The sequence below is a fragment of the Gallibacterium salpingitidis genome (assembly GCF_030517105.1).
GTDB classification, from domain to species: Bacteria; Pseudomonadota; Gammaproteobacteria; order Enterobacterales; family Pasteurellaceae; genus Gallibacterium; species Gallibacterium salpingitidis.
In genome coordinates, this window is the sequence record NZ_CP103875.1 from 1,070,878 (window position 1) to 1,090,413 (window position 19,536).

The 19,536-nt window shown below is 35.8% G+C and carries 15 protein-coding genes and 1 riboswitch; of the genes, 7 read left to right on the plus strand and 8 right to left on the minus strand.

Annotation, left to right across the window (positions count from 1 at the left end; translation table 11 throughout):
- Positions 1-30: 30 nt before the first annotated feature.
- Positions 31-2,301, minus strand: coding sequence for a class 1a ribonucleoside-diphosphate reductase subunit alpha (gene nrdA / locus NYR30_RS05170; protein ID WP_066112769.1), 2,271 nt, complete (start codon positions 2,299-2,301; stop codon positions 31-33).
- 407 nt (positions 2,302-2,708) lie between these two features.
- The gene (locus NYR30_RS05175; RefSeq protein ID WP_066112768.1) at positions 2,709-3,707 is read right to left on the minus strand and encodes a zinc-binding alcohol dehydrogenase family protein; all 999 of its coding nucleotides are present in this window, start codon (positions 3,705-3,707) and stop codon (positions 2,709-2,711) included.
- A 123-nt stretch (positions 3,708-3,830) separates the two neighbouring features.
- Here NYR30_RS05175 and NYR30_RS05180 point away from each other — a divergent pair, with 123 nt between their 5' ends.
- The gene (locus NYR30_RS05180) at positions 3,831-4,181 is read left to right on the plus strand and encodes a winged helix-turn-helix transcriptional regulator (protein ID WP_066109249.1); all 351 of its coding nucleotides are present in this window, start codon (positions 3,831-3,833) and stop codon (positions 4,179-4,181) included.
- A 143-nt stretch (positions 4,182-4,324) separates the two neighbouring features.
- Here NYR30_RS05180 and NYR30_RS05185 read toward each other — a convergent pair whose 3' ends face one another.
- A complete protein-coding gene (locus NYR30_RS05185) occupies positions 4,325-4,738 on the minus strand; it encodes an H-NS family histone-like protein (protein WP_066109246.1) in 414 nt (137 codons plus the stop codon).
- 460 nt (positions 4,739-5,198) lie between these two features.
- Positions 5,199-5,378, plus strand: a riboswitch (Lysine riboswitch).
- A gap of 89 nt (positions 5,379-5,467) precedes the next feature.
- On the opposite strand from NYR30_RS05185, the gene NYR30_RS05190 reads away from it, so the two are divergent.
- From NYR30_RS05190 to ilvN, 3 genes are all read left to right on the plus strand, one after another.
- Positions 5,468-7,003 carry a Na+/H+ antiporter NhaC family protein gene (locus tag NYR30_RS05190; protein WP_066114223.1) on the plus strand — a complete coding sequence of 512 codons (1,536 nt, stop codon included), beginning with the start codon at positions 5,468-5,470 and terminating at the stop codon, positions 7,001-7,003.
- A 221-nt stretch (positions 7,004-7,224) separates the two neighbouring features.
- Positions 7,225-8,943: an acetolactate synthase 3 large subunit gene (locus NYR30_RS05195; protein WP_066109240.1), complete on the plus strand. Its 1,719-nt coding sequence runs from the start codon at positions 7,225-7,227 to the stop codon at positions 8,941-8,943.
- Positions 8,943-9,440, plus strand: coding sequence for an acetolactate synthase small subunit (gene ilvN / locus NYR30_RS05200; RefSeq protein ID WP_066109237.1), 498 nt, complete (start codon positions 8,943-8,945; stop codon positions 9,438-9,440). Before NYR30_RS05195 ends, ilvN begins: the two co-directional genes overlap by 1 nt.
- Before the next feature lie 474 nt (positions 9,441-9,914).
- Here ilvN and NYR30_RS05205 read toward each other — a convergent pair whose 3' ends face one another.
- The 4 genes from NYR30_RS05205 to erpA form a co-directional block, all read right to left on the minus strand.
- Positions 9,915-11,279 carry an L-serine ammonia-lyase gene (locus tag NYR30_RS05205; protein ID WP_066112897.1) on the minus strand — a complete coding sequence of 455 codons (1,365 nt, stop codon included), beginning with the start codon at positions 11,277-11,279 and terminating at the stop codon, positions 9,915-9,917.
- Between the two features lie 94 nt (positions 11,280-11,373).
- On the minus strand, positions 11,374-12,660 hold the full coding sequence (locus NYR30_RS05210) for a serine/threonine transporter (RefSeq protein WP_066112896.1): 1,287 nt from the start codon (positions 12,658-12,660) through the stop codon (positions 11,374-11,376).
- A 197-nt stretch (positions 12,661-12,857) separates the two neighbouring features.
- The gene (locus tag NYR30_RS05215) at positions 12,858-13,235 is read right to left on the minus strand and encodes a YacL family protein (RefSeq protein ID WP_302502213.1); all 378 of its coding nucleotides are present in this window, start codon (positions 13,233-13,235) and stop codon (positions 12,858-12,860) included.
- A 58-nt stretch (positions 13,236-13,293) separates the two neighbouring features.
- The gene (gene erpA, locus NYR30_RS05220; protein WP_066110253.1) at positions 13,294-13,635 is read right to left on the minus strand and encodes an iron-sulfur cluster insertion protein ErpA; all 342 of its coding nucleotides are present in this window, start codon (positions 13,633-13,635) and stop codon (positions 13,294-13,296) included.
- 144 nt (positions 13,636-13,779) lie between these two features.
- Between erpA and map the strand changes: the two genes are divergently transcribed.
- Positions 13,780-14,595, plus strand: coding sequence for a type I methionyl aminopeptidase (map, locus tag NYR30_RS05225; protein WP_156536734.1), 816 nt, complete (start codon positions 13,780-13,782; stop codon positions 14,593-14,595).
- A gap of 99 nt (positions 14,596-14,694) precedes the next feature.
- Positions 14,695-17,325, plus strand: coding sequence for a bifunctional uridylyltransferase/uridylyl-removing protein GlnD (gene glnD, locus NYR30_RS05230; RefSeq protein WP_302502215.1), 2,631 nt, complete (start codon positions 14,695-14,697; stop codon positions 17,323-17,325).
- Positions 17,326-17,394: 69 nt separating this feature from the next.
- On the opposite strand, the gene sixA is transcribed toward glnD, so the two are convergent.
- On the minus strand, positions 17,395-17,847 hold the full coding sequence (sixA, locus tag NYR30_RS05235; RefSeq protein WP_066110246.1) for a phosphohistidine phosphatase SixA: 453 nt from the start codon (positions 17,845-17,847) through the stop codon (positions 17,395-17,397).
- A 184-nt stretch (positions 17,848-18,031) separates the two neighbouring features.
- Between sixA and pyk the strand changes: the two genes are divergently transcribed.
- A complete protein-coding gene (pyk, locus tag NYR30_RS05240) occupies positions 18,032-19,471 on the plus strand; it encodes a pyruvate kinase (protein WP_066110244.1) in 1,440 nt (479 codons plus the stop codon).
- Positions 19,472-19,536 lie beyond the last annotated feature (65 nt).

Genomic DNA, 19,536 nt, shown 5'->3' on the forward strand with positions numbered 1-19,536 from the left:
GGTCAGTGAAACACTGACCCTTTATTTCATTTAGATTTTACAAGCACCGCCAGCACAGCCATCATCAAGATCCTCTTGACTATCTTCTGCACCATCGCGGGTATTTTGGTAGTAAAGTGTTTTCAAGCCATATTTGTAAGCAGTTAATAAATCTTTTAATAATTGCTTCATTGGCACTTTGCCATCTTCAAAACGTTGTGGATCATAATTTGTATTAGCAGAAATCGCCTGATCAACAAATTTTTGCATAATTGCCACTAAATGTAAGTAACCGTCATTACCTGGAATATCCCAAAGCAATTCATAGTTATCGCTTAGATTTTCATAATCTGGTACTACTTGACGCAAGATACCATCTTTTGATGCCTTGATACTGACATAACCACGTGGTGGCTCGATACCATTAGTCGCATTAGAAATTTGCGATGAAGTTTCAGAAGGCATTAACGCAGTTAAAGTAGAGTTACGCAAACCAAATTCTTTAATCTCTTTGCGCAAACTTTCCCAATCATAATGCAATGGTTCTTTCGTTAATTGATCCACATCTTTTTTATACGTATCAATCGGTAAAATACCTTTGGCATAAGTTGTTTCATCAAAGAATTCGCATGGACCAAATTCTTTCGCTAAACGATTAGACGCCTTTAACAAATAATATTGAATTGCTTCAAAAGTACGGTGAGTGAGGTCATTTGCTGAACCATCAGAATAACGTACACCATTTTTCGCTAAGTAATAAGCAAAATTAATGACACCGATACCTAAAGAACGACGTCCCATTGAGCCGATTCTAGCTGCTTTAATTGGATAATTTTGGTAATCAAGTAAGGCATCTAATGCACGTACTGCTAAATCTGCCAATCCTTCTAATTCATCAAGATTTTCAATAGCCCCTAAATTGAAAGCAGATAAAGTACAAAGCGCAATTTCCCCATTTTCATCATGAATATGTTGTAGCGGTTTAGTTGGTAATGCGATTTCTAAGCATAGGTTAGATTGACGCACCGGTGCTACCGCAGGATCAAACGGTGAATGGGTATTACAGTGATCCACGTTCTGAATATAAATACGTCCGGTTGAAGCGCGCTCTTGCATTAATAAAGAGAAGAGCTCAACTGCTTTCACAGTACGTTTACGAACATTTGGATCTTGTTCATATTGTTGATAGAGCTGTTCAAATTTATCTTGATCAGCGAAGAATGCTGCATAAAGCCCTGGCACATCCGATGGACTAAATAATGTAATATCAGCACCTTTAATCAAACGTTGATACATTAATTTATTGATTTGTACACCGTAATCCATATGGCGTACGCGGTTATCTTCAACACCGCGGTTATTTTTTAAGACTAATAAACTTTCTACTTCTAGATGCCAAATTGGGTAATAAACCGTTGCAGCACCGCCACGTACACCACCTTGCGAACAAGATTTAACAGCAGTTTGGAAATGTTTATAGAATGGGATACAGCCCGTATGGAACGCTTCACCATTACGAATTGGACTTCCTAACGCACGAATTGCACCAGCATTTACCCCAATTCCTGCACGTTGTGAAACATATTTTACGATAGCGGCAGAAGTCGCGTTGATTGAATCTAAACTGTCATCACACTCAATTAATACACAAGAACTAAACTGACGAGTTGGCGTACGTACGCCAGCCATAATTGGTGTTGGTAGAGAAATTTTGAAAGTTGAAGTCGCATCATAGAAACGACGAATATAATCTAAACGTGTTTCTTTTGGATATTGTGCAAATAAACAAGCAGCAACCAAAATATATAAAAACTGTGCTGATTCATAGATTTCGCCAGTAACACGATTTTGGACTAAATATTTACCTTCTAGCTGTTTTACTGCCGCATAAGAAAAGGTCATATCGCGCCAGTGATCAAGATAGGTATCCATTTCATCCCACTCTTCACGTGTATAATCAGTAAGTAGAGCAGGATCATATTTCCCCATACGCACTAATCTTTTTACTTGTTCATATAGGCGAGGTGGTTCAAAGTGACCAAAAGCTTTTTTACGTAAATGGAATATTGCTAGACGTGCTGCAAGATATTGATAATCAGGGGTATCTTTGCTGATTAAATCAGCAGCAGATTTAATGATCGTTTCGTGAATATCTGATGTTTTTATTCCTTCGTAGAATTGAATATGAGAACGTAACTCTACTTGTGAAACTGAAACATTATCTAGACCTTCTGCGGCCCAAGTAATCACACGATGGATTTTGTCTAAGTCGATTGGCTCTAAACGACCATCGCGCTTAGTTACTCGAAGTGATGTATTCATTAAAAAGCCCCTAACACAATATATAGTATCTCTTAAAAATTTTCGCACCAATATAATGTGTTTTAGTAAAAACTCAAGCAGAAAAATTTTTAGAAACGTAAGATGTAGAATTGACAAAAACTAACTTATTAATCTGTAAAAGATTTCTTTAGGCAATTCTTATCAGTTTGATTACTGATAGCTTAAAAAGTCTGCAATGTAAAAATTTATCAATATGCAAATTAGTAATATCTATATTAATCAATGGGTTATGTTTATGAAACACTCAATAAACGCTTAGTGTGATTCGGCGGCACTAAACCACAAAATATTGCAGGAGTTACAGTAGGAGAAACAAATTACTAAATTGAAAAGATTTTACATCTCAAATCATTAGGTATTATTTGAGATGTAATAAAAAAGAGTAGTTATAACGCTAAGACAATTTTACCAATCATATTACCTTGTTCAACTAAAGCGTGGGCCTGTTTTAAATTGGTTACATTTAAACCATATGGAGTATGTGTCAAAGTTGTGACTAAACGCTTTTGTTCAATTAGTTTGCTAACATTTGTTAGAATTTCACCCTGTTTTTGCATATCAGTAGTGGAATAGAGAGAACGAGTAAACATAAATTCCCAATGTACACTGACGCTTTTCCCTTTTAGCGGATTAATGTCGAAAACAGTCGGATCATCAATTAAGGCTAGTTTACCTTGTGGTGCAATTAAATTCGCTATTTGCGGTAAATAACTGTCGGTATGATTGGTAGAAAAGACAAACTCCGGTGCTGGGAGTTTATATTCGGCAAATTGTTGTGTTAACTGATGATGGTTGATAACGTAATCTGCACCTAATTTACGGCACCAATCGACGCTTTTCGGACGTGATGCAGTGGCAATTACAGTTAAATTGGTCAGTGCCTTAGCTAATTGAATAGTAGCAGAACCAACACCGCCAGCGCCACCAATCAGTAGCAAAGTTTGATTAGTGTCTTTATTAATATTTAAACGATCGAATAGTGTTTCCCATGCGGTCAGCATAGTCAGTGGTAATGCGGCAGCTTCGGCAAAACTCAAATTAGATGGCATTTTAGCTGCAATACGGCTATCGACAGCCTGATATTCAGCATTTGACCCCATGCGGTTGATAGCTCCTGCATAATAAACCTTATCTCCTATTGTAAATTGAGTAACTTTGCTGCCTAATTGAGTGATAATGCCAGCTGCGTCATAGCCTAAGACGCGATAATTGCCTGCTTGAAGTTGATGACTTGCTCTAATTTTTACATCAGCAGGATTTACTGATACAGCTTCAATTTTGACTAAAATATCGTATTCACCAATTTCGGGAATCGGTAATTCAATCTCTAATAATGAATTTACATTGTTGATTGGAAGTGGCGTATTAAAACCAATAGCTTTCATAAAAAATACCTCAATAATTTGTTAAAAAGAGTATATTTATATTATTCCGCTATTCAGAGGTTGCACAAGAACGCACTTATTTTGCTGTAAGTAACTTAAAAGATACTATGATGAGAGAATATTATGACCAGAAAAGCTCATATTCAATTTGATTGTAACAGTGGTTGTTCAGTTGAGCTGGCGTTGTCGGTGATTGGCCAAAAATATAAAGGCACGATCTTGTATCAATTGTTGAATAATCCTGTGATGCGTTTCAATGAAATTAAACGTTTATTCCCTGAAGTGTCGCAACGTACACTCACGCATCAATTACGTGCGTTAGAAGATGATCAAATTATTATACGTACGGTGTATCCTGAAGTGCCACCAAGAGTAGAGTATCAAATGAGTGATTATGGTAGAACATTAGCGACTATTATTGATGAACTTAAATCTTGGGGTGATAAACATAAGGTGATGATTAATAATGAATAAATATTTTTGATCTGTTTATTCAATTCATACATAGGAATTACGAGATAATGAAATAGGTTAATTCAATCTAGTGTGGAATTAAAAAAATAGAAAAGAAAAAACCTATTCAGTGATGACTGAATAGGTTCGATGATAGGGTAAATTTATTTAATTTCAAAACTTTCTAGGTTTGCACCTTTATCAAGTTGAATTTGAATTGCTTTTGGTGTTCTACCTTGACCAGTCCAAGTTTTTTGTGAACCATCTAAATCAATGTATTGATATTTCGCTGGACGTGGCGCACGTTTCTTATGTTGAGAAGGATTGAAACGGTGTAAATTCATTACTTCAAGTAATTCTTCAGGAGAAATTCCTTCTGATTTAAGTAATTCTTTATATTTTTCAATTTTCTCTTGATGTGCAGCAAGAACTTTTTGTTGTTGCGCTTCTTCTTCTTTGCGTTCCTGAACAACTAATTCAAATTTTTTAAAAATAGTTTCTAATTGTTCTAAAGGTATTTCACGTGCTAAAAGACGCAAAGAACGAATATTATTTAGTGTTTTTAATAATTCTTCCATTAATAATCTCCCCGAAATGTAGTTAAACATATTATGATGAAAAAATACTAAAGAATTCTAGCGAAAATAATCTAAAAGTAAATATAAATATTTAACAAATTACAGATAAATTTAAATATAGATAATGATTTTAATAAAAAAGATGAAATGTTTTCTTAGTCATTAGGTAAATGAAAATAAGATTGTGAAAACATCTAAATGTCATCTTTGCTAGAAAATGTTGTTGTTATGCAAAAAGCAGCTTTCAACTACTACAGATTATAGCCAATTATAGAGGTTAAGTGGTCTGATGATTAAAATGAAATTTATATTTCATTCCAATGAATAGGTTGATGAATAGTTTAATAATTCGCTGCATCAATAAATTGAGAAAATATAAGTATTTAGTCAATATTAACAATATAATTCAATATTAATTTAAAATACTTGCTTTTTTTATCACTTGTTGTATCTTTTAGCCACCTGAAGTAGAGGTGCGATTATTATAAGTATCTTCTTTGAGCTGACTGCGTTGATAAGAAGGGAAAGGAATAACCGCCGAAATCAATCAAGCGTCATCTTGATTGGTTGGGATCGTTACCGAAAGGGACGATACTGTCATAGTAATTATTTTGTTTAACTATGGAGCGCTACGAGTTAGGCTGGTTAATCCTATTATCCTTCCTTTTTTGTGAACCTATCTTCGCTAAATAACTCGCTAGACTCTTCTTATCTTAATTAGGTTAGCGTATGGAACTTATTGATTATTCTTCTTCGATATGGTCGGTTGTACCGCCATTATTGGCTTTAACATTAGCAATGATTACCCGTCGGGTGCTATTGTCTTTAAGTGTTGGGATTATTGTAGGCGCATTGATGTTGACGGCAGGTAGCCCGTTAAATGCTGCAATCTATATTAAAAATAGTGTCCTTTCTTTAGTATATGGTGAAGAAGGATTAAATCATAATAATGTCAATATTATTATTTTCTTATTAATGCTTGGCGCATTAACATCTTTATTAACTGTTTCAGGAAGCAATCAAGCATTTGCTTCATGGGCGCAAAAACATATTAAAGGCAGACGTGGTGCTAAATTATTAACTGCTTGTTTAGTATTTTTTACCTTTATTGATGACTATTTCCACAGTTTGGCTGTAGGGGCGATTGCGCGTCCGGTAACAGATAAATTCAAAGTTTCTCGTGCGAAATTGGCTTATATTTTGGATTCTACAGCAGCGCCAATGTGTGTATTAATGCCTATTTCTAGCTGGGGTGCCTATATTATGACATTGGTAGCCGGCTTATTAACTACACATGCGATTGCAGGTTATTCGCCAATGGGAGCATTCGTTGCGATGAGTGCGATGAACTATTATGCATTATTTGCTTTATTTAGTGTTTTCTTTGTTGCTTATTTTTCTTTTGATATTGGTTCAATGGCACGTCATGAGCGTCAAGCGATGCAAGCAGAACATCAAGATGAAAGCAGTGATGATGAAGATAATAAAGGTAGTGTCGGCGGTTTAATCATTCCAATTGTGGTATTAATTATTGGTACAGTATCAATGATGATGTACACCGGATATGAAGCATTAGCAGCAAATGGACAAGGCTTTTCTGTATTAGGTGCTTTTGAGAATACCACAGTAGGTATTTCATTAGTGGTAGGTAGTCTTGCTGCCTTTGCCGTTGCTTCATTATTTGTTTTTAATCGCATCAGTGTAGCGGATTACATTAAGGCGATTTTACTTGGTTTTAAATCAATGTCTGGTGCTATTACTATTCTATTCTTTGCTTGGACAATTAATACAATTGTAGGGGATGTGAATACCGGTAAATATTTAGCAAGCTTAGTTAGCGGTAATATGATGACACAATTATTACCAGCATTATTGTTCTTATTAGCGATTGTAATGGCATTCTCAACTGGTACAAGTTGGGGGACATTCGGCATTATGTTACCAATTGCAGCAGCAATGGCAGCGAATGCTGATCCTTCATTGATGTTGCCTTGTTTATCTGCGGTAATGGCTGGTGCTGTTTGTGGTGACCACTGTTCTCCAGTATCAGATACTACGATTCTTTCTTCAACTGGTGCAGCTTGTAACCATATTGATCACGTAAATACTCAATTGCCTTATGCAGCAGTGGTTGCGATTGCTTCGTTTGTTGGTTTCATTTGTTTAGGTTTCACCAGCTCTGCAATTTTAGGTTTTGTAACTACTGCAGTGGTATTAGCGGTATTATTCTTCATTTTTAGATCACGCCAACAAGTTTTAGCGTAAATTTAAAATAAAAATTAAATTTTATAAAATGCGGTTTGTAACCGCATTTTTTTTATCTTTTTATCATATTATTTTATTTTATTCTTAAAATAATTTATTTTTCGAATTTTAATGCTGAATTTGATAGCGATCACATAAAAATTGGCTATAGACAAGTTACTTAAGTTGCAGTAAAACTAGTAACTAACATCATTAATAAGAATAACTTGGAGAAAAAAGATATGAAAAAATTATCTGGCGCAGAGATGGTGGTGCAGTCATTACGAGATCAAGGAGTGGAATATTTATTTGGTTATCCGGGTGGATCGGTGCTAGATATCTATGATGCTATTCATACGCTTGGCGGTATTGAGCATATTTTAGTTCGTCATGAACAAGGTGCAGTACATATGGCAGATGGCTATGCACGTTCAACTGGTAAAGTAGGTTGTGTGTTAATTACTTCTGGCCCGGGAGCAACCAATACCATTACTGGGATTGCTACTGCTTATATGGACTCTGTTCCGTTAGTAGTATTGTCTGGTCAAGTAATGGGAAATTTAATTGGTAGTGATGCATTCCAAGAGTGTGATATGGTGGGGATCTCACGTCCAGTAGTAAAACATAGCTTTTTAGTGAAAAAAGCAGAAGATATCCCAATGATTATGAAAAAAGCATTTTATATTGCTTCTACCGGTCGTCCAGGGCCAGTGGTAATCGATTTACCGAAAGATGTGTTAAATCCGAGTATTAAATACAATTATAGTTATCCAGAGGAAGTACATTTACGTTCTTATAATCCAACCTTACAAGGACATAAAGGACAAATTAAAAGAGCATTAAAAGCCATTCAAATTGCTAAACGTCCAGTGTTATTTATTGGTGGTGGGGTGATTACAGCCAATTGTGCAGATAAAGTGACACAATTTGCTCATAATTTAAATCTCCCGGTTACTTCATCTTTAATGGGGCTAGGGGGATTTCCAGGACAAGATCCACAATTTTTAGGTATGCTAGGAATGCATGGTACTTATGAAGCCAATAATGCAATGCACCATAGTGATTTGATTATTGGTATTGGTGTGAGATTTGATGATCGTACTACCAATAATTTGGCAAAATATTGTCCAAATGCACAGATTATTCAAGTGGATATTGACCCAACTTCGATTTCTAAAAATGTAATTGCCAATATTCCAATCGTTGGTGATGCAGAAATAGTCTTAGAAGAGTTTCTTGCTTTATTAACAGATGACGATATTGCTAAAGCACAACAGCAATTAACAGATTGGTGGCAACAAATTCATCAATGGCAAGAGAAGAAATGCTTAAATTACGAAACAAACGATAAAGTTATTAAACCACAACAAGTTATTGAAGCAGTTTATCGTTTAACACATGGTGATGCTTATATTGCGTCTGATGTGGGACAACACCAAATGTTTGCTGCATTACATTATCCATTTGCTAAACCTCGTCATTGGATTAATTCTGGTGGTTTGGGTACGATGGGCTTTGGTTTACCAGCAGCATTGGGAGTGAAATTAGCGCATCCTGAGGCAACAGTGGTTTGTATTACTGGTGACGGTAGTATTCAGATGAATATTCAAGAGCTTTCCACTGCAAAACAATATGGCATTCCAGTTATTATTGTGAGTTTGAATAATCGTTTCTTGGGTATGGTGAAACAGTGGCAAGATATTATTTATGCAGGCCGCCATTCTCAATCTTATATGGATTCTTTACCAGACTTTGTGAAATTGGCGGAAGCTTATGGCCATATTGGTATTCGTATTGATACCCCAGATGAATTGGAACAAAAATTGGCAGAAGCATTTGCGATCAAAGATCGTGTTGTTTTTGTAGATATAAAAGTTGATGAAACAGAACACGTTTACCCAATGCAAGTGCGTGGTGGTGCAATGAATGAAATGTATTTAAGCAGAACGGAGAGATCATAATGCGTAGAATTTTATCAGTACTATTAGAAAATGAATCTGGAGCATTATCACGGGTTATCGGATTGTTTTCACAACGGGCATTTAATATTGAAAGTTTGACAGTTGCACCAACAGATGATCCAACACTTTCTCGGATGACAATTGAAGCTTATGGCGATGAACAGGTGTTAGAACAAATTGAAAAACAATTACATAAATTAATTGATGTGTATCGTGTGATTAATTTAAGTGATGTAGAGCATGTTGAGCGGGAAATATTATTAATAAAAGTAAGAGCACAAGGGCAAACACGTGAAGAAATTAAACGAATGGCTGATATTTATCGTGGCCAAATTGTGGATGTCACACCAAAAACTTATACTGTGCAATTAAGTGGTGATAGTGAAAAACTCAATGCTTTTATTAAAGCAATTAAAGAAGAAACCAGTGTGATTGAGATTGTTCGTTCTGGTTTAATCAGTCTTTCACGTGGTGAGAAAAATTGCTTACTTTCTTAATATTTTCTTAAAAAATGAGGGAGCTTAATAGCTCCCTCAGACCGCTGACAAACCTAAATTTTGTCAAAAACTTCTATAAAATAGCTTTGGGTTCCCTCTCACTCTTGCCCGAATGTAAATAAGATTTTCAGACAAAAAAAGCTGTCAATTTTTCGAGCTGGCGAGAAAAATCTCTTTTTTTGTCGCCCGGAAAATCTTATTGGAATGAGGATTAGCAAGAGTGCGAGGGTGTGCTTTCTTTTGCTTCGTTTTCTTTGCACAAGCAATGACAAAAAGCGTTAGCTTTTTGAACGTTGCTTGCAACGACCCGTAGGGTGAGCAAGTGAACAAAGTTCACTTGCGAATAAAATGAAGTCGCCCTTTAGGGCGAAACCTAAATGTTAGATAAGAAATAATTTAGCTAAAAGTCTTATAATTGACTTTGTCAATAAGCTGAGGGAGCTTAATCGCTCCCTTAATTTTATTGTTAATAGTTTAGTTACAAATTACCTTAATCGCTAAACCACCTTGTGATGTTTCACGATATTTAGCATTCATATCTTTACCTGTTTCATACATAGTTTCGATAACTTTATCCAGTGTGACACGAGGTTGTGTGTTACGACGTAACGCCATACGACTTGCGTTGATCGCTTTTACCGCAGCAATAGCATTGCGCTCAATACAAGGTACTTGTACTTGACCGCCAACAGGGTCACAGGTTAGCCCTAAATTGTGTTCCATCGCAATTTCGGCCGCCATACAAACTTGTTCTGGTGTGCCACCCATAATTTCAGTTAAGCCAGCAGCCGCCATTGAACAAGCAACACCAACTTCTCCTTGGCAACCTACTTCTGCACCAGAAATAGAGGCATTCATTTTATATAGAGAACCGATAGCACTAGTGGTTAATAGATAACAATCGCGTACTTCATCAGTGATCGGTGCAATAAATTTTTGGTAATAAGCCAATACCGCTGGCACAATCCCACAAGCGCCATTTGTCGGTGCGGTGACAACACGTCCGCCTGCCGCATTCTCTTCATTTACAGCTAGTGCATACATATTGATCCAATCGATTACTTTCATTGGGTCATTAGATAAGGAATTATTGGCTTCCAATAGACGGCGTAAACCAGCAGCACGACGAGCCACTTTTAATGGACCGGGTAATAAACCGTCAGTATAAAGTCCATGATGGATACAATCTTGCATGGTTTGCCATACTTTAGAGAGATGAGTGTTTAACTCTTCTTTGCTATGTAAAGCAAGTTCATTACGTAAGATAATGCCAGAAATCGCCAAACCATTTTCACGACAATGATGAACTAAATCTGCAGCATTGTTATAAGGAAATGGTACTTGCTGATCACTAGTTTGTTGTTGATTAAAATGTGCTTCATCAACAATAAAACCACCACCGATTGAATAATAGGTTTCGCTGGCGATAAGCTGTTGATCATGGTATGCACTAATTTTCATACCATTTTCGTGTAATGGTAGAAAAGTTGAATGAAATTGCATGTCTTGGTAAAAATCAAATGCAATTTCGTGTTTTGCTAACGCTAGCGGAAAACGTTTTTGTTGTTTAAGCTGTTCAATAAAAACGGGAATATGATCAATATCAACGTTATCAGGTAAGTAGCCAGCTAACCCCATAATAATGGCAATATCGGTATTATGGCCTCGACCAGTCATCGAGAGAGAACCATACACATCAATATGTAGGCGAGTAATTTTTTCTAGCTTATCTTGCTCAACCAGATGATCAATAAATTGCTTACCGGCCTTCATTGGGCCTACAGTATGAGAACTGGAAGGACCAATGCCAATTTTGTACATATCAAAAACACTAATCATAAAAGCACACTCATTTTTTATTATTATTAATTGCAATTTGCCCTAGGCTGAAAGCCTAAGGCAAAGAAGAATGAATTTTAACGAATATTATGCGTTAAGCAATAAGGTTATACACAATATTAGAAATTGCGATTAGTCCCATGATAACGACAAATAGATTGCTCCATTTACCGCGATAACGTTGCATAGCCGGGATCTTTCTAATCGCGTACATTGGCATAATGAAGAGAATCATTGCAATGATTGGGCCGCCTAATGATTCAATTAAACCTAAAATGCTTGGGTTGATGATTGCAACAAACCATAAAGATAATAGGAAGAAAAGCGCAGCAATTAGATTTAAGCGACGATGATTAACTTGTTCTTGTGATTGGTTATCTTTTAATTTCAAGTATAAACCTAATAAACCTTCACGAGCGCCCATATAGTGGCCAAAGAATGAACTGGTAATTGCTAAGAATGCAACTAATGGGCCAAAGTAAGAGATATAAGGATTATCAAATTTATTCGCTAAGAATGATAGAATCGCGATATTTTGTTCTTTTGCTAATACAAGATCTTCTGGTGTTAAGGTTAAAACACAGCTAAACACAAAGAACATTACGAACAAGAGTAAAATTGTCGCTGTACCTTTTAATGTTTTGTTGGAGTGGTGCTCAGCAACATCATTAAATTTGTAATGACGTTGTTGTGACAACACAAAAGAAGAAATTGCTGGGGAGTGGTTGAAAGAGAAGACCAATACTGGAATAGTGATCCATAATGTCAATAAAAATTCGCTAGTAGTTGGCATTTCTTGCAACATACTGGTATTCCATTCAGGAATGAGGTAAACCGATAACGCAAAAAGAATAAAGACTAATGGGTAAACTAACCATTCTGTTACTTTTAAAACAACTTTTTCACCAAGTAAGAAAATTCCAATTAAGCTACCAATCAGGATTAATGAAAGTAAGAAACGTGGTGGAGAAGCAAGTTGTAATTGATTGATGATAAAAGAATCTACGGTATTAGTAATACCATTACCATAAATTAACAAAATTGGGAAAATAGCAAAGAAGTAGAGCAGAGTAATTAACTTACCCGCAGTTTTACCAAAGTGTTCTTCAACAACTTCTGTAATATCGCTACCTTGTTTTGCAGAAGATAGGACAAATCTTGCTAAACCTCGATGAGCGAAATAAGTCATTGGCCCAACAATGATTGTCATAATCACTAATGGCCAAAAACCGCCTTTTCCTGCATTAATTGGTAAGAAAAGTACGCCAGCACCTACTGCGGTACCAAATAAATTTAATACCCAGGCAATGTCGAATTTATTCCAACGTTTGGATTGTTCTGTCGTAGAACGGACAGAATCGATAGTTTGCTCATTTAACATACACACACCTTTTAGTTCGTTTTATTTGAATAGAATAATAATTTTAGGCGGCGCCATAATAGTGAAATGTGCTTGGCAGTTCAAAAGAAAAAGGGGAGCAATAATGAATATTGTGATCTTAATCGCAGAAACAAATCACCCTTATTACATTTCTGCAATATAAACGCTTAAAAATGAAACAGATTTTCTATTGATAATTATTCTTGAATAAATTGACAATAAGATTCAAGGAAATGAACAAAATCCTCTAAACCACATAATGCCATATTTTCTTCATCATAAAATTGCAAATCATCTTCTAATGCTTCTTCATCAATAGGATTTTCATCAAATAAGACATTGGCTTTGACCATCACTTCATCACGATTAATATGTAATGAAAATTCTTTGCCTGTCACGATCTTATCAATGGTATGAGGAGTATTTTGACATTGTTTGATGATGGTAAGAATGTCTTGAATTTTCTGCAAATTACCCTGAATTTCACTATTAGCCCAACGTGCTATTGCTTCATGTTCCATAGAACACTCAACATTTACTGTTTGACGATCAAGTCGATAAAATTGAAATTCCATCTTGCCACCTCGTTGTTCTTAGATAGATTAAAGGCTATCTAATGATAGCCTTTATTGATTAAATACTAAAAGAAGAACCGCAACCACAAGTGGTTGTCGCATTTGGATTATTAACGATAAATCTTGAACCTTCTAATCCTTCGGTATAATCAACAGTTCCACCAATTAAATATTGTAAACTCATTGGATCCACTACAAGTGTTACTCCTGAGTTATCAATGGTGAGATCACCTTCATTGACATTTTCATCAAAAGTGAAACCATATTGGAAACCACTACAACCACCACCAGTAATATAAACACGCAATTTCAAATTTGGATTATCTTCACCTTCAATTAGGTTTTTTACTTTTTTTGCCGCTGCATCGGTGAAGGTAAGAGGGACTGACATATCACTCATTGCTATAACTCCTATCAATAAATCCCACAAAAGAAAACATAGTGTTGTTATTATCTAATAACCTAGTAAATCGTTCAACAATTTCGTCGAAAGGTTTTTTCATAAGATAGTAAATAGTGTTATTATATTGCGTCAAAAATAAGAATGAATTTGGAGAAAAGAATGGCAATTCCATTAAGAAATGCAGAAGAAATTGAAAAATTAAGAGTTGCTTGTAAATTAGCATCTGATGTTTTAGTAATGATTGAACCTTACGTTAAAGCTGGCGTAACCACAGGGGAATTAGATCGTATTTGTCACGATTATATTGTGAATGAGCAACAAGCGATTCCAGCTTGCTTAAATTATCATGGTTTTCCAAAATCAGTGTGTATCTCGATTAATGAAGTGGTATGCCATGGTATCCCGAGTGATGATAAAAAGTTAAAAAATGGCGATATTCTCAACATTGATGTGACTGTGATTAAAGACGGTTATTTTGGCGATAACTCAAAAATGTATATTGTCGGTGAAGCGCCAATTCGTAGCAAAAAATTATGTGAAGTCACTCAGCAATCACTTTATCTTGCTTTACGTACGGTAAAACCAGGTATTCGTTTAAACGAAATTGGACGAGTTATCCAGCAGTTTGTGGAAAAACAAGGCTTTTCGGTAGTGCGTGAATATTGCGGTCATGGTATTGGTACAGAATTCCATACCGATCCACAAGTGCTACATTATTATGCTGATGATGGTGGCGTTGTGTTACAGCCTGGAATGGTATTTACGATTGAACCAATGGTAAATGCAGGGAAAAAAGAGATTCGTTTAATGGGTGACGGTTGGACAGTAAAAACCAAGGATCGTAGCCATTCAGCGCAATATGAACATCAAATTGTAGTTACGGAAAATGGCTGTGAAGTATTAACAATTCGAGATGAAGAGTTAAACGATATCCAACGAATAATGATAAATAATTAAATGTTGAAAAAAGCGACTTGGATCGGAAAGAAAAAAGTCGCTTTTTTATTGGAAAAAGCATAAGTTAATTGGACGCTATAAAAATAATTAAGGAAGATTATGCAAACTCAATTTACTTTACCTGTGTTGGATGAAAAGTTATTAAATCCAGTGGATATTCGGAAAATATTTAGTGACTTAAAAGAACAGGAGTTACAAGAATTTTCCAAAGATATTGATATTTATCAGTTGATTTGTCGTCGTAGTCATTTATATGACCAATTATTATTGGCATTATGGCGACATTTTAAATTTGACCAACAAACGACATTATCTTTAATTGCTGTCGGCGGATATGGTCGTGAAGAGATGTTCCCGCTTTCAGATTTAGATTTCCTCATTTTATCGTCCGAACCTTTAACAGAACAATTAGAGCAACAGATTGCCGAATTTGTACAATTCTTATGGGATTGCCATTTTGAAGTCGGGCATAGTATCCGTACTTTAGCGCAGTGTATTGAAGAGGGTAAAAACGATATTAGCATTGCGACCAATTTACTTGAATCACGTTTCTTGGCGGGTAATCAGACTTTGTTTGAACAATTAAGCAGACAAATTTATCAAGATGATTTTTGGTCAATGAAAGATTTCTTTGTTGCAAAGCAAGCAGAAAAGAATGAACGTTATCAACGCTATCATAACACTGCATATAACCTAGAACCTGATATTAAATATAGTCCTGGCGGATTACGTGATTTACATCTGTTATATTGGATTGCTTGGCGACACTTTAAGGCGAAAAATCTAACAGATTTACTCGATTTTGGTTTTATTTATCCTGAAGAGTATCAAGCGTTATTAGATTGCCAAACTTTCTTATTCAAATTGCGTTATGCCTTACATTTGGTGATTAAACGTTACGACAATCGTTTGTTGTTTGAACGTCAATTAAAAATCAGCAGTATGCTGGGTTATCAAGGTGAAGGAAATCAAGCTGTTGAAAAGATGATGAAGGCGTATTTCCGCAATTCACAACAAATTATGCAGTTAAGCGAAGTATTAATGCAGGATTATCAGGAACAATTTTTATCACCACATACCACAAAAATTATCGAAAAAATTGAAATTAGCCCTGCATTTTATTTGGTTAATAACAGTATTCAGTTACAATGTCACGATACATTTCAAACTGCACCTGAAACGATGGTGGAACTATTTTTACAGCTCTGTCACTATCCGCAAAGCTATATCCACTCTAGCACTTTGCGCCAATTACGTTTGGCTTTGCTAAATCAACAACATTATTTAAGTGAAAATACGCAGGCTCGCGACTATTTCATCCAAATTTTTAATCAACCACAGGCAATTACGCGAGCAATTGTACCAATGCATCGTTATGGTGTACTAAAGGCTTATTTGCGGGAATGGAAACATATTGTAGGTTTAATGCAATTTGATTTATTTCATGCTTATACAGTAGATGAACATACCGTACGTTTATTGCGGAAACTAGAAAGTTTTGCTTCTGCTGAATGTGCAGAATTGCATCCATTATGTCATCAAATTTTCCCAACTTTAACGAAGAAACCTCAACTTTTCTTAGCGGCATTATTCCATGATATTGCCAAAGGGCGTTCTGGTGATCACGCAGAATTAGGCGCTATTGATATGTTTGATTTTGCTATCCAACATGGTTTCAGTGAACAAGATGCAGAATTTATGGCATGGTTGGTTTTATCACATTTACAGATGTCAATTGTGGCGCAACGTCGTGATATTCATGACCCTGACGAAATTCGTCGTTTTGCCAATATTGTCAATAATAAAATGCGATTAGATTATTTGGTTTGTTTAACTGTTGCTGATATTTGTGCAACAAATGAAACCTTATGGAATAGTTGGAAACGTACTCTGTTGGCGACATTATATCGTTATACAAAACAACAACTTGAACAGGGTATCACTGTTCCGCTCGATTACAGCATTCAGATTTTGCAAAATCGGATTAAAGCATTAGATCTCATGCAACCGATGCTGGAAAAATATCAAATCAAAGTGAATGATGTAAATAAATTATGGCAACGTTGTCCAGAAGAGTATTTCTTACGCAATACTTCAAAGCAACTCGCATGGCATGCTGAACATTTATGTCAAATAGAAGATTTAAGTAATGAAGTAATTGTATTGGTAAGTAGTCGATTCTCTCGTGGTGCTACGGAAATTTTTATCTATTGTGCTGACCAACCACAACTCTTTAATAAAGTAGTGAGAACATTAGATGCAAAAAATTTAAGTATTCATGATGCACAAATTATTACAGCAGAAAGCGGTGAAGTTTTTGATAGTTTTATTGTCACAGAAGCGGATGGCAGTGCGTTACGTAAACCTCGTCGTGATGAAATTTCGCAAGTATTAAAAGCGGTATTAAAAGGCGAGAAAAAAGTACCAACAGCAACAGCTCGTCGCAGCAGTAAGTTACAGCACTTTAATGTGCCATTAGAAGTGCGATTCCTCAATATTGAGAAAGAGGAGCAGACAGAGTTGGAATTAATTACTAAGGATCGTGCTGGTTTATTGGCGATGATTAGTGATATTTTTACCGAACAACAATTAACTTTAGCTAATGCCAAAATTACCACAAATGGTGAGAAAGCAGAGGACTTCTTTATTTTAACTAATCTGAAAGGTGTGGCGCTAACGACTGAAGAACGACGCTTATTGCAATTAAAATTAGAAGCAGGATTACAATAATAGCTTCATTTATTAAAGACTTGCCGCAAAATGGTTTTGCGGCAAGTTTTCTATTTATATAGTGGTAAATTATGCAGTAGGAAATTTGACCTCAACTAAGCGATAAGTATCCTGTTGTTTCTCAAGATGTACAATTGTTGCAGGATAAAAAGAAATCGGGTGATGAACACCGAGTTCAGTCACAATATCATCGACTAATGGTAAATGTGACACAATCAATACACTTTGTATATTTTCATTTAAGGTATCTAGATAATCTGCAACTAAGGCAGCATTGCCATACGGAGTGAGATTATCCCAAGTTTCAACAGGAATCGATTGTTTGAATGGTTGTCGGGCTAATTGATAAGTCTGTTGTGCTCGCAAATAAGGACTGACCAAAATAAGATCTGGAACAGTTTGTTCGTTCAACCATAAACCTTGTTGTTCAGCCTGATCTTCACCTCTTGCTGTTAAAGGACGATCTTTGTCGTTAAAAGCATGAAAACCAGCTTCACCATGTCGCATTATAAAAATGTGCATATGCACTACCTCTATCCAGTAATTCCGTAAATTTTTAGTTTAGTTGCTCTCGCATTACATAAAAAATCAGCGTATAATCTCCGACCGTTTTATTATAGGTACTTTACTGCAAAAAGTACCATTTCTTCCATCAAATTTTAATTGTTTAAATTTCAAGTATTGTTGTTATCTTACGGAGTAATTAATGTCTAGAAGACTAAGAAGAACTAAAATTGTTACAACTTTAGGTCCAGCAACAGATAAGGGTAATAATTTAGAAAAAATTATTGCCGCTGGCGCAAATGTAGTACGTATGAATTTCTCTCATGGTACTGCGGAAGATCATATTAATCGCGCAGCGAAAGTACGTGAAGTTGCGAAAAAACTTGGTAAACAAGTAGCAATTTTAGGTGATTTACAAGGTCCTAAAATTCGTGTTTCTACCTTTAAAGACGGTAAAATCTTCTTAAATGTTGGTGATAAATTTATTCTGGATGCTGAATTACCAAAAGGTGAAGGTACTCAAGAATCTGTTGGTCTAGATTATAAAAATTTACCAAGAGATGTTGTTCCTGGTGATATTCTGCTTTTAGATGATGGACGAGTACAATTAAAAGTGCTTTCAACTGAAGGCGAAAAAGTATTTACTGAAGTAACTGTAGGCGGACCGCTTTCCAATAATAAAGGAATTAATAAATTAGGTGGTGGTTTATCTGCAGATGCATTAACTGAAAAAGATAAAGCAGATATTCTTACTGCGGCGAAAATTGGTGTAGATTACCTTGCAGTTTCATTCCCTCGTTCTGGTGCTGATATTGAGTATGCTCGTAAATTAGCAGTAGATGCAGGTTTAAATGCAAAAATTGTTGCTAAAGTAGAACGTGCTGAAACAGTAGCAACTGCAGAATCTATTGATGACATTATTAAAGCATCAGATGTAATCATGGTAGCACGTGGTGACTTAGGGGTAGAAATTGGCGACCCAGAGCTTGTTGGCGTACAAAAGAAATTAATTCGTCGTTCACGTCAATTAAATAAAGTTGTTATCACAGCGACACAAATGATGGAATCAATGATCAGCAACCCAATGCCAACTCGTGCAGAAGTAATGGACGTTGCTAATGCGGTATTAGATGGTACTGACGCAGTAATGTTGTCTGCTGAAACAGCAGCAGGGCAATATCCTGCAGAAACTGTTGCAGCGATGGCAAAAGTTTGTTTAGGTGCAGAGAAGATGCCAAGTATCAACGTATCTCGTCACCGTATGGATGTTGAGTTCTCTTCAATTGAAGAATCTGTGGCAATGTCTGCAATGTATGCAGCCAACCATATGAAAGGTACTGCGGCGATTATTGCTATGACAAGTACAGGTCGTACAGCACGTTTGATGTCACGTATTAGTTCTGGTTTACCAATTTTTGCACTTTCACGTAACCAAAGCGCTTTAAATCTTTGTGCATTATATCGTGGTGTTGTGCCAGTGTATTTTGAAGAGATGAGCCGTACTGTTGAAGGGGCGAAAATCGCAATTAACCTATTAAAAGAGAAAGGTTATTTAGTATCTGGTGATTTAGTATTATTAACCCAAGGCGATGAGTTCGTTTCTGGTGGTACTAACACTTGCCGTACTTTAGTTGTTGATTAATCTTTGTCAACGTTTGATAGTTACAAAAAACCTCTAACAAAATGTTAGAGTTTTTTTTATCCGAT

Bases quoted from the DNA above. Each gene is read 5' to 3' on its own strand.
- nrdA (WP_066112769.1), bottom strand. From the start codon at position 2,301: ATGAATACATCACTTCGAGTAACTAAGCGCGATGGTCGTTTAGAGCCA.
- NYR30_RS05175 (WP_066112768.1), bottom strand. From the start codon at position 3,707: ATGAAAGCTATTGGTTTTAATACGCCACTTCCAATCAACAATGTAAAT.
- NYR30_RS05180 (WP_066109249.1), top strand. From the start codon at position 3,831: ATGACCAGAAAAGCTCATATTCAATTTGATTGTAACAGTGGTTGTTCA.
- NYR30_RS05185 (WP_066109246.1), bottom strand. From the start codon at position 4,738: ATGGAAGAATTATTAAAAACACTAAATAATATTCGTTCTTTGCGTCTT.
- NYR30_RS05190 (WP_066114223.1), top strand. From the start codon at position 5,468: ATGGAACTTATTGATTATTCTTCTTCGATATGGTCGGTTGTACCGCCA.
- NYR30_RS05195 (WP_066109240.1), top strand. From the start codon at position 7,225: ATGAAAAAATTATCTGGCGCAGAGATGGTGGTGCAGTCATTACGAGAT.
- ilvN (WP_066109237.1), top strand. From the start codon at position 8,943: ATGCGTAGAATTTTATCAGTACTATTAGAAAATGAATCTGGAGCATTA.
- NYR30_RS05205 (WP_066112897.1), bottom strand. From the start codon at position 11,279: ATGATTAGTGTTTTTGATATGTACAAAATTGGCATTGGTCCTTCCAGT.
- NYR30_RS05210 (WP_066112896.1), bottom strand. From the start codon at position 12,660: ATGTTAAATGAGCAAACTATCGATTCTGTCCGTTCTACGACAGAACAA.
- NYR30_RS05215 (WP_302502213.1), bottom strand. From the start codon at position 13,235: ATGGAATTTCAATTTTATCGACTTGATCGTCAAACAGTAAATGTTGAG.
- erpA (WP_066110253.1), bottom strand. From the start codon at position 13,635: ATGAGTGATATGTCAGTCCCTCTTACCTTCACCGATGCAGCGGCAAAA.
- map (WP_156536734.1), top strand. From the start codon at position 13,780: ATGAATTTGGAGAAAAGAATGGCAATTCCATTAAGAAATGCAGAAGAA.
- glnD (WP_302502215.1), top strand. From the start codon at position 14,695: ATGCAAACTCAATTTACTTTACCTGTGTTGGATGAAAAGTTATTAAAT.
- sixA (WP_066110246.1), bottom strand. From the start codon at position 17,847: ATGCACATTTTTATAATGCGACATGGTGAAGCTGGTTTTCATGCTTTT.
- pyk (WP_066110244.1), top strand. From the start codon at position 18,032: ATGTCTAGAAGACTAAGAAGAACTAAAATTGTTACAACTTTAGGTCCA.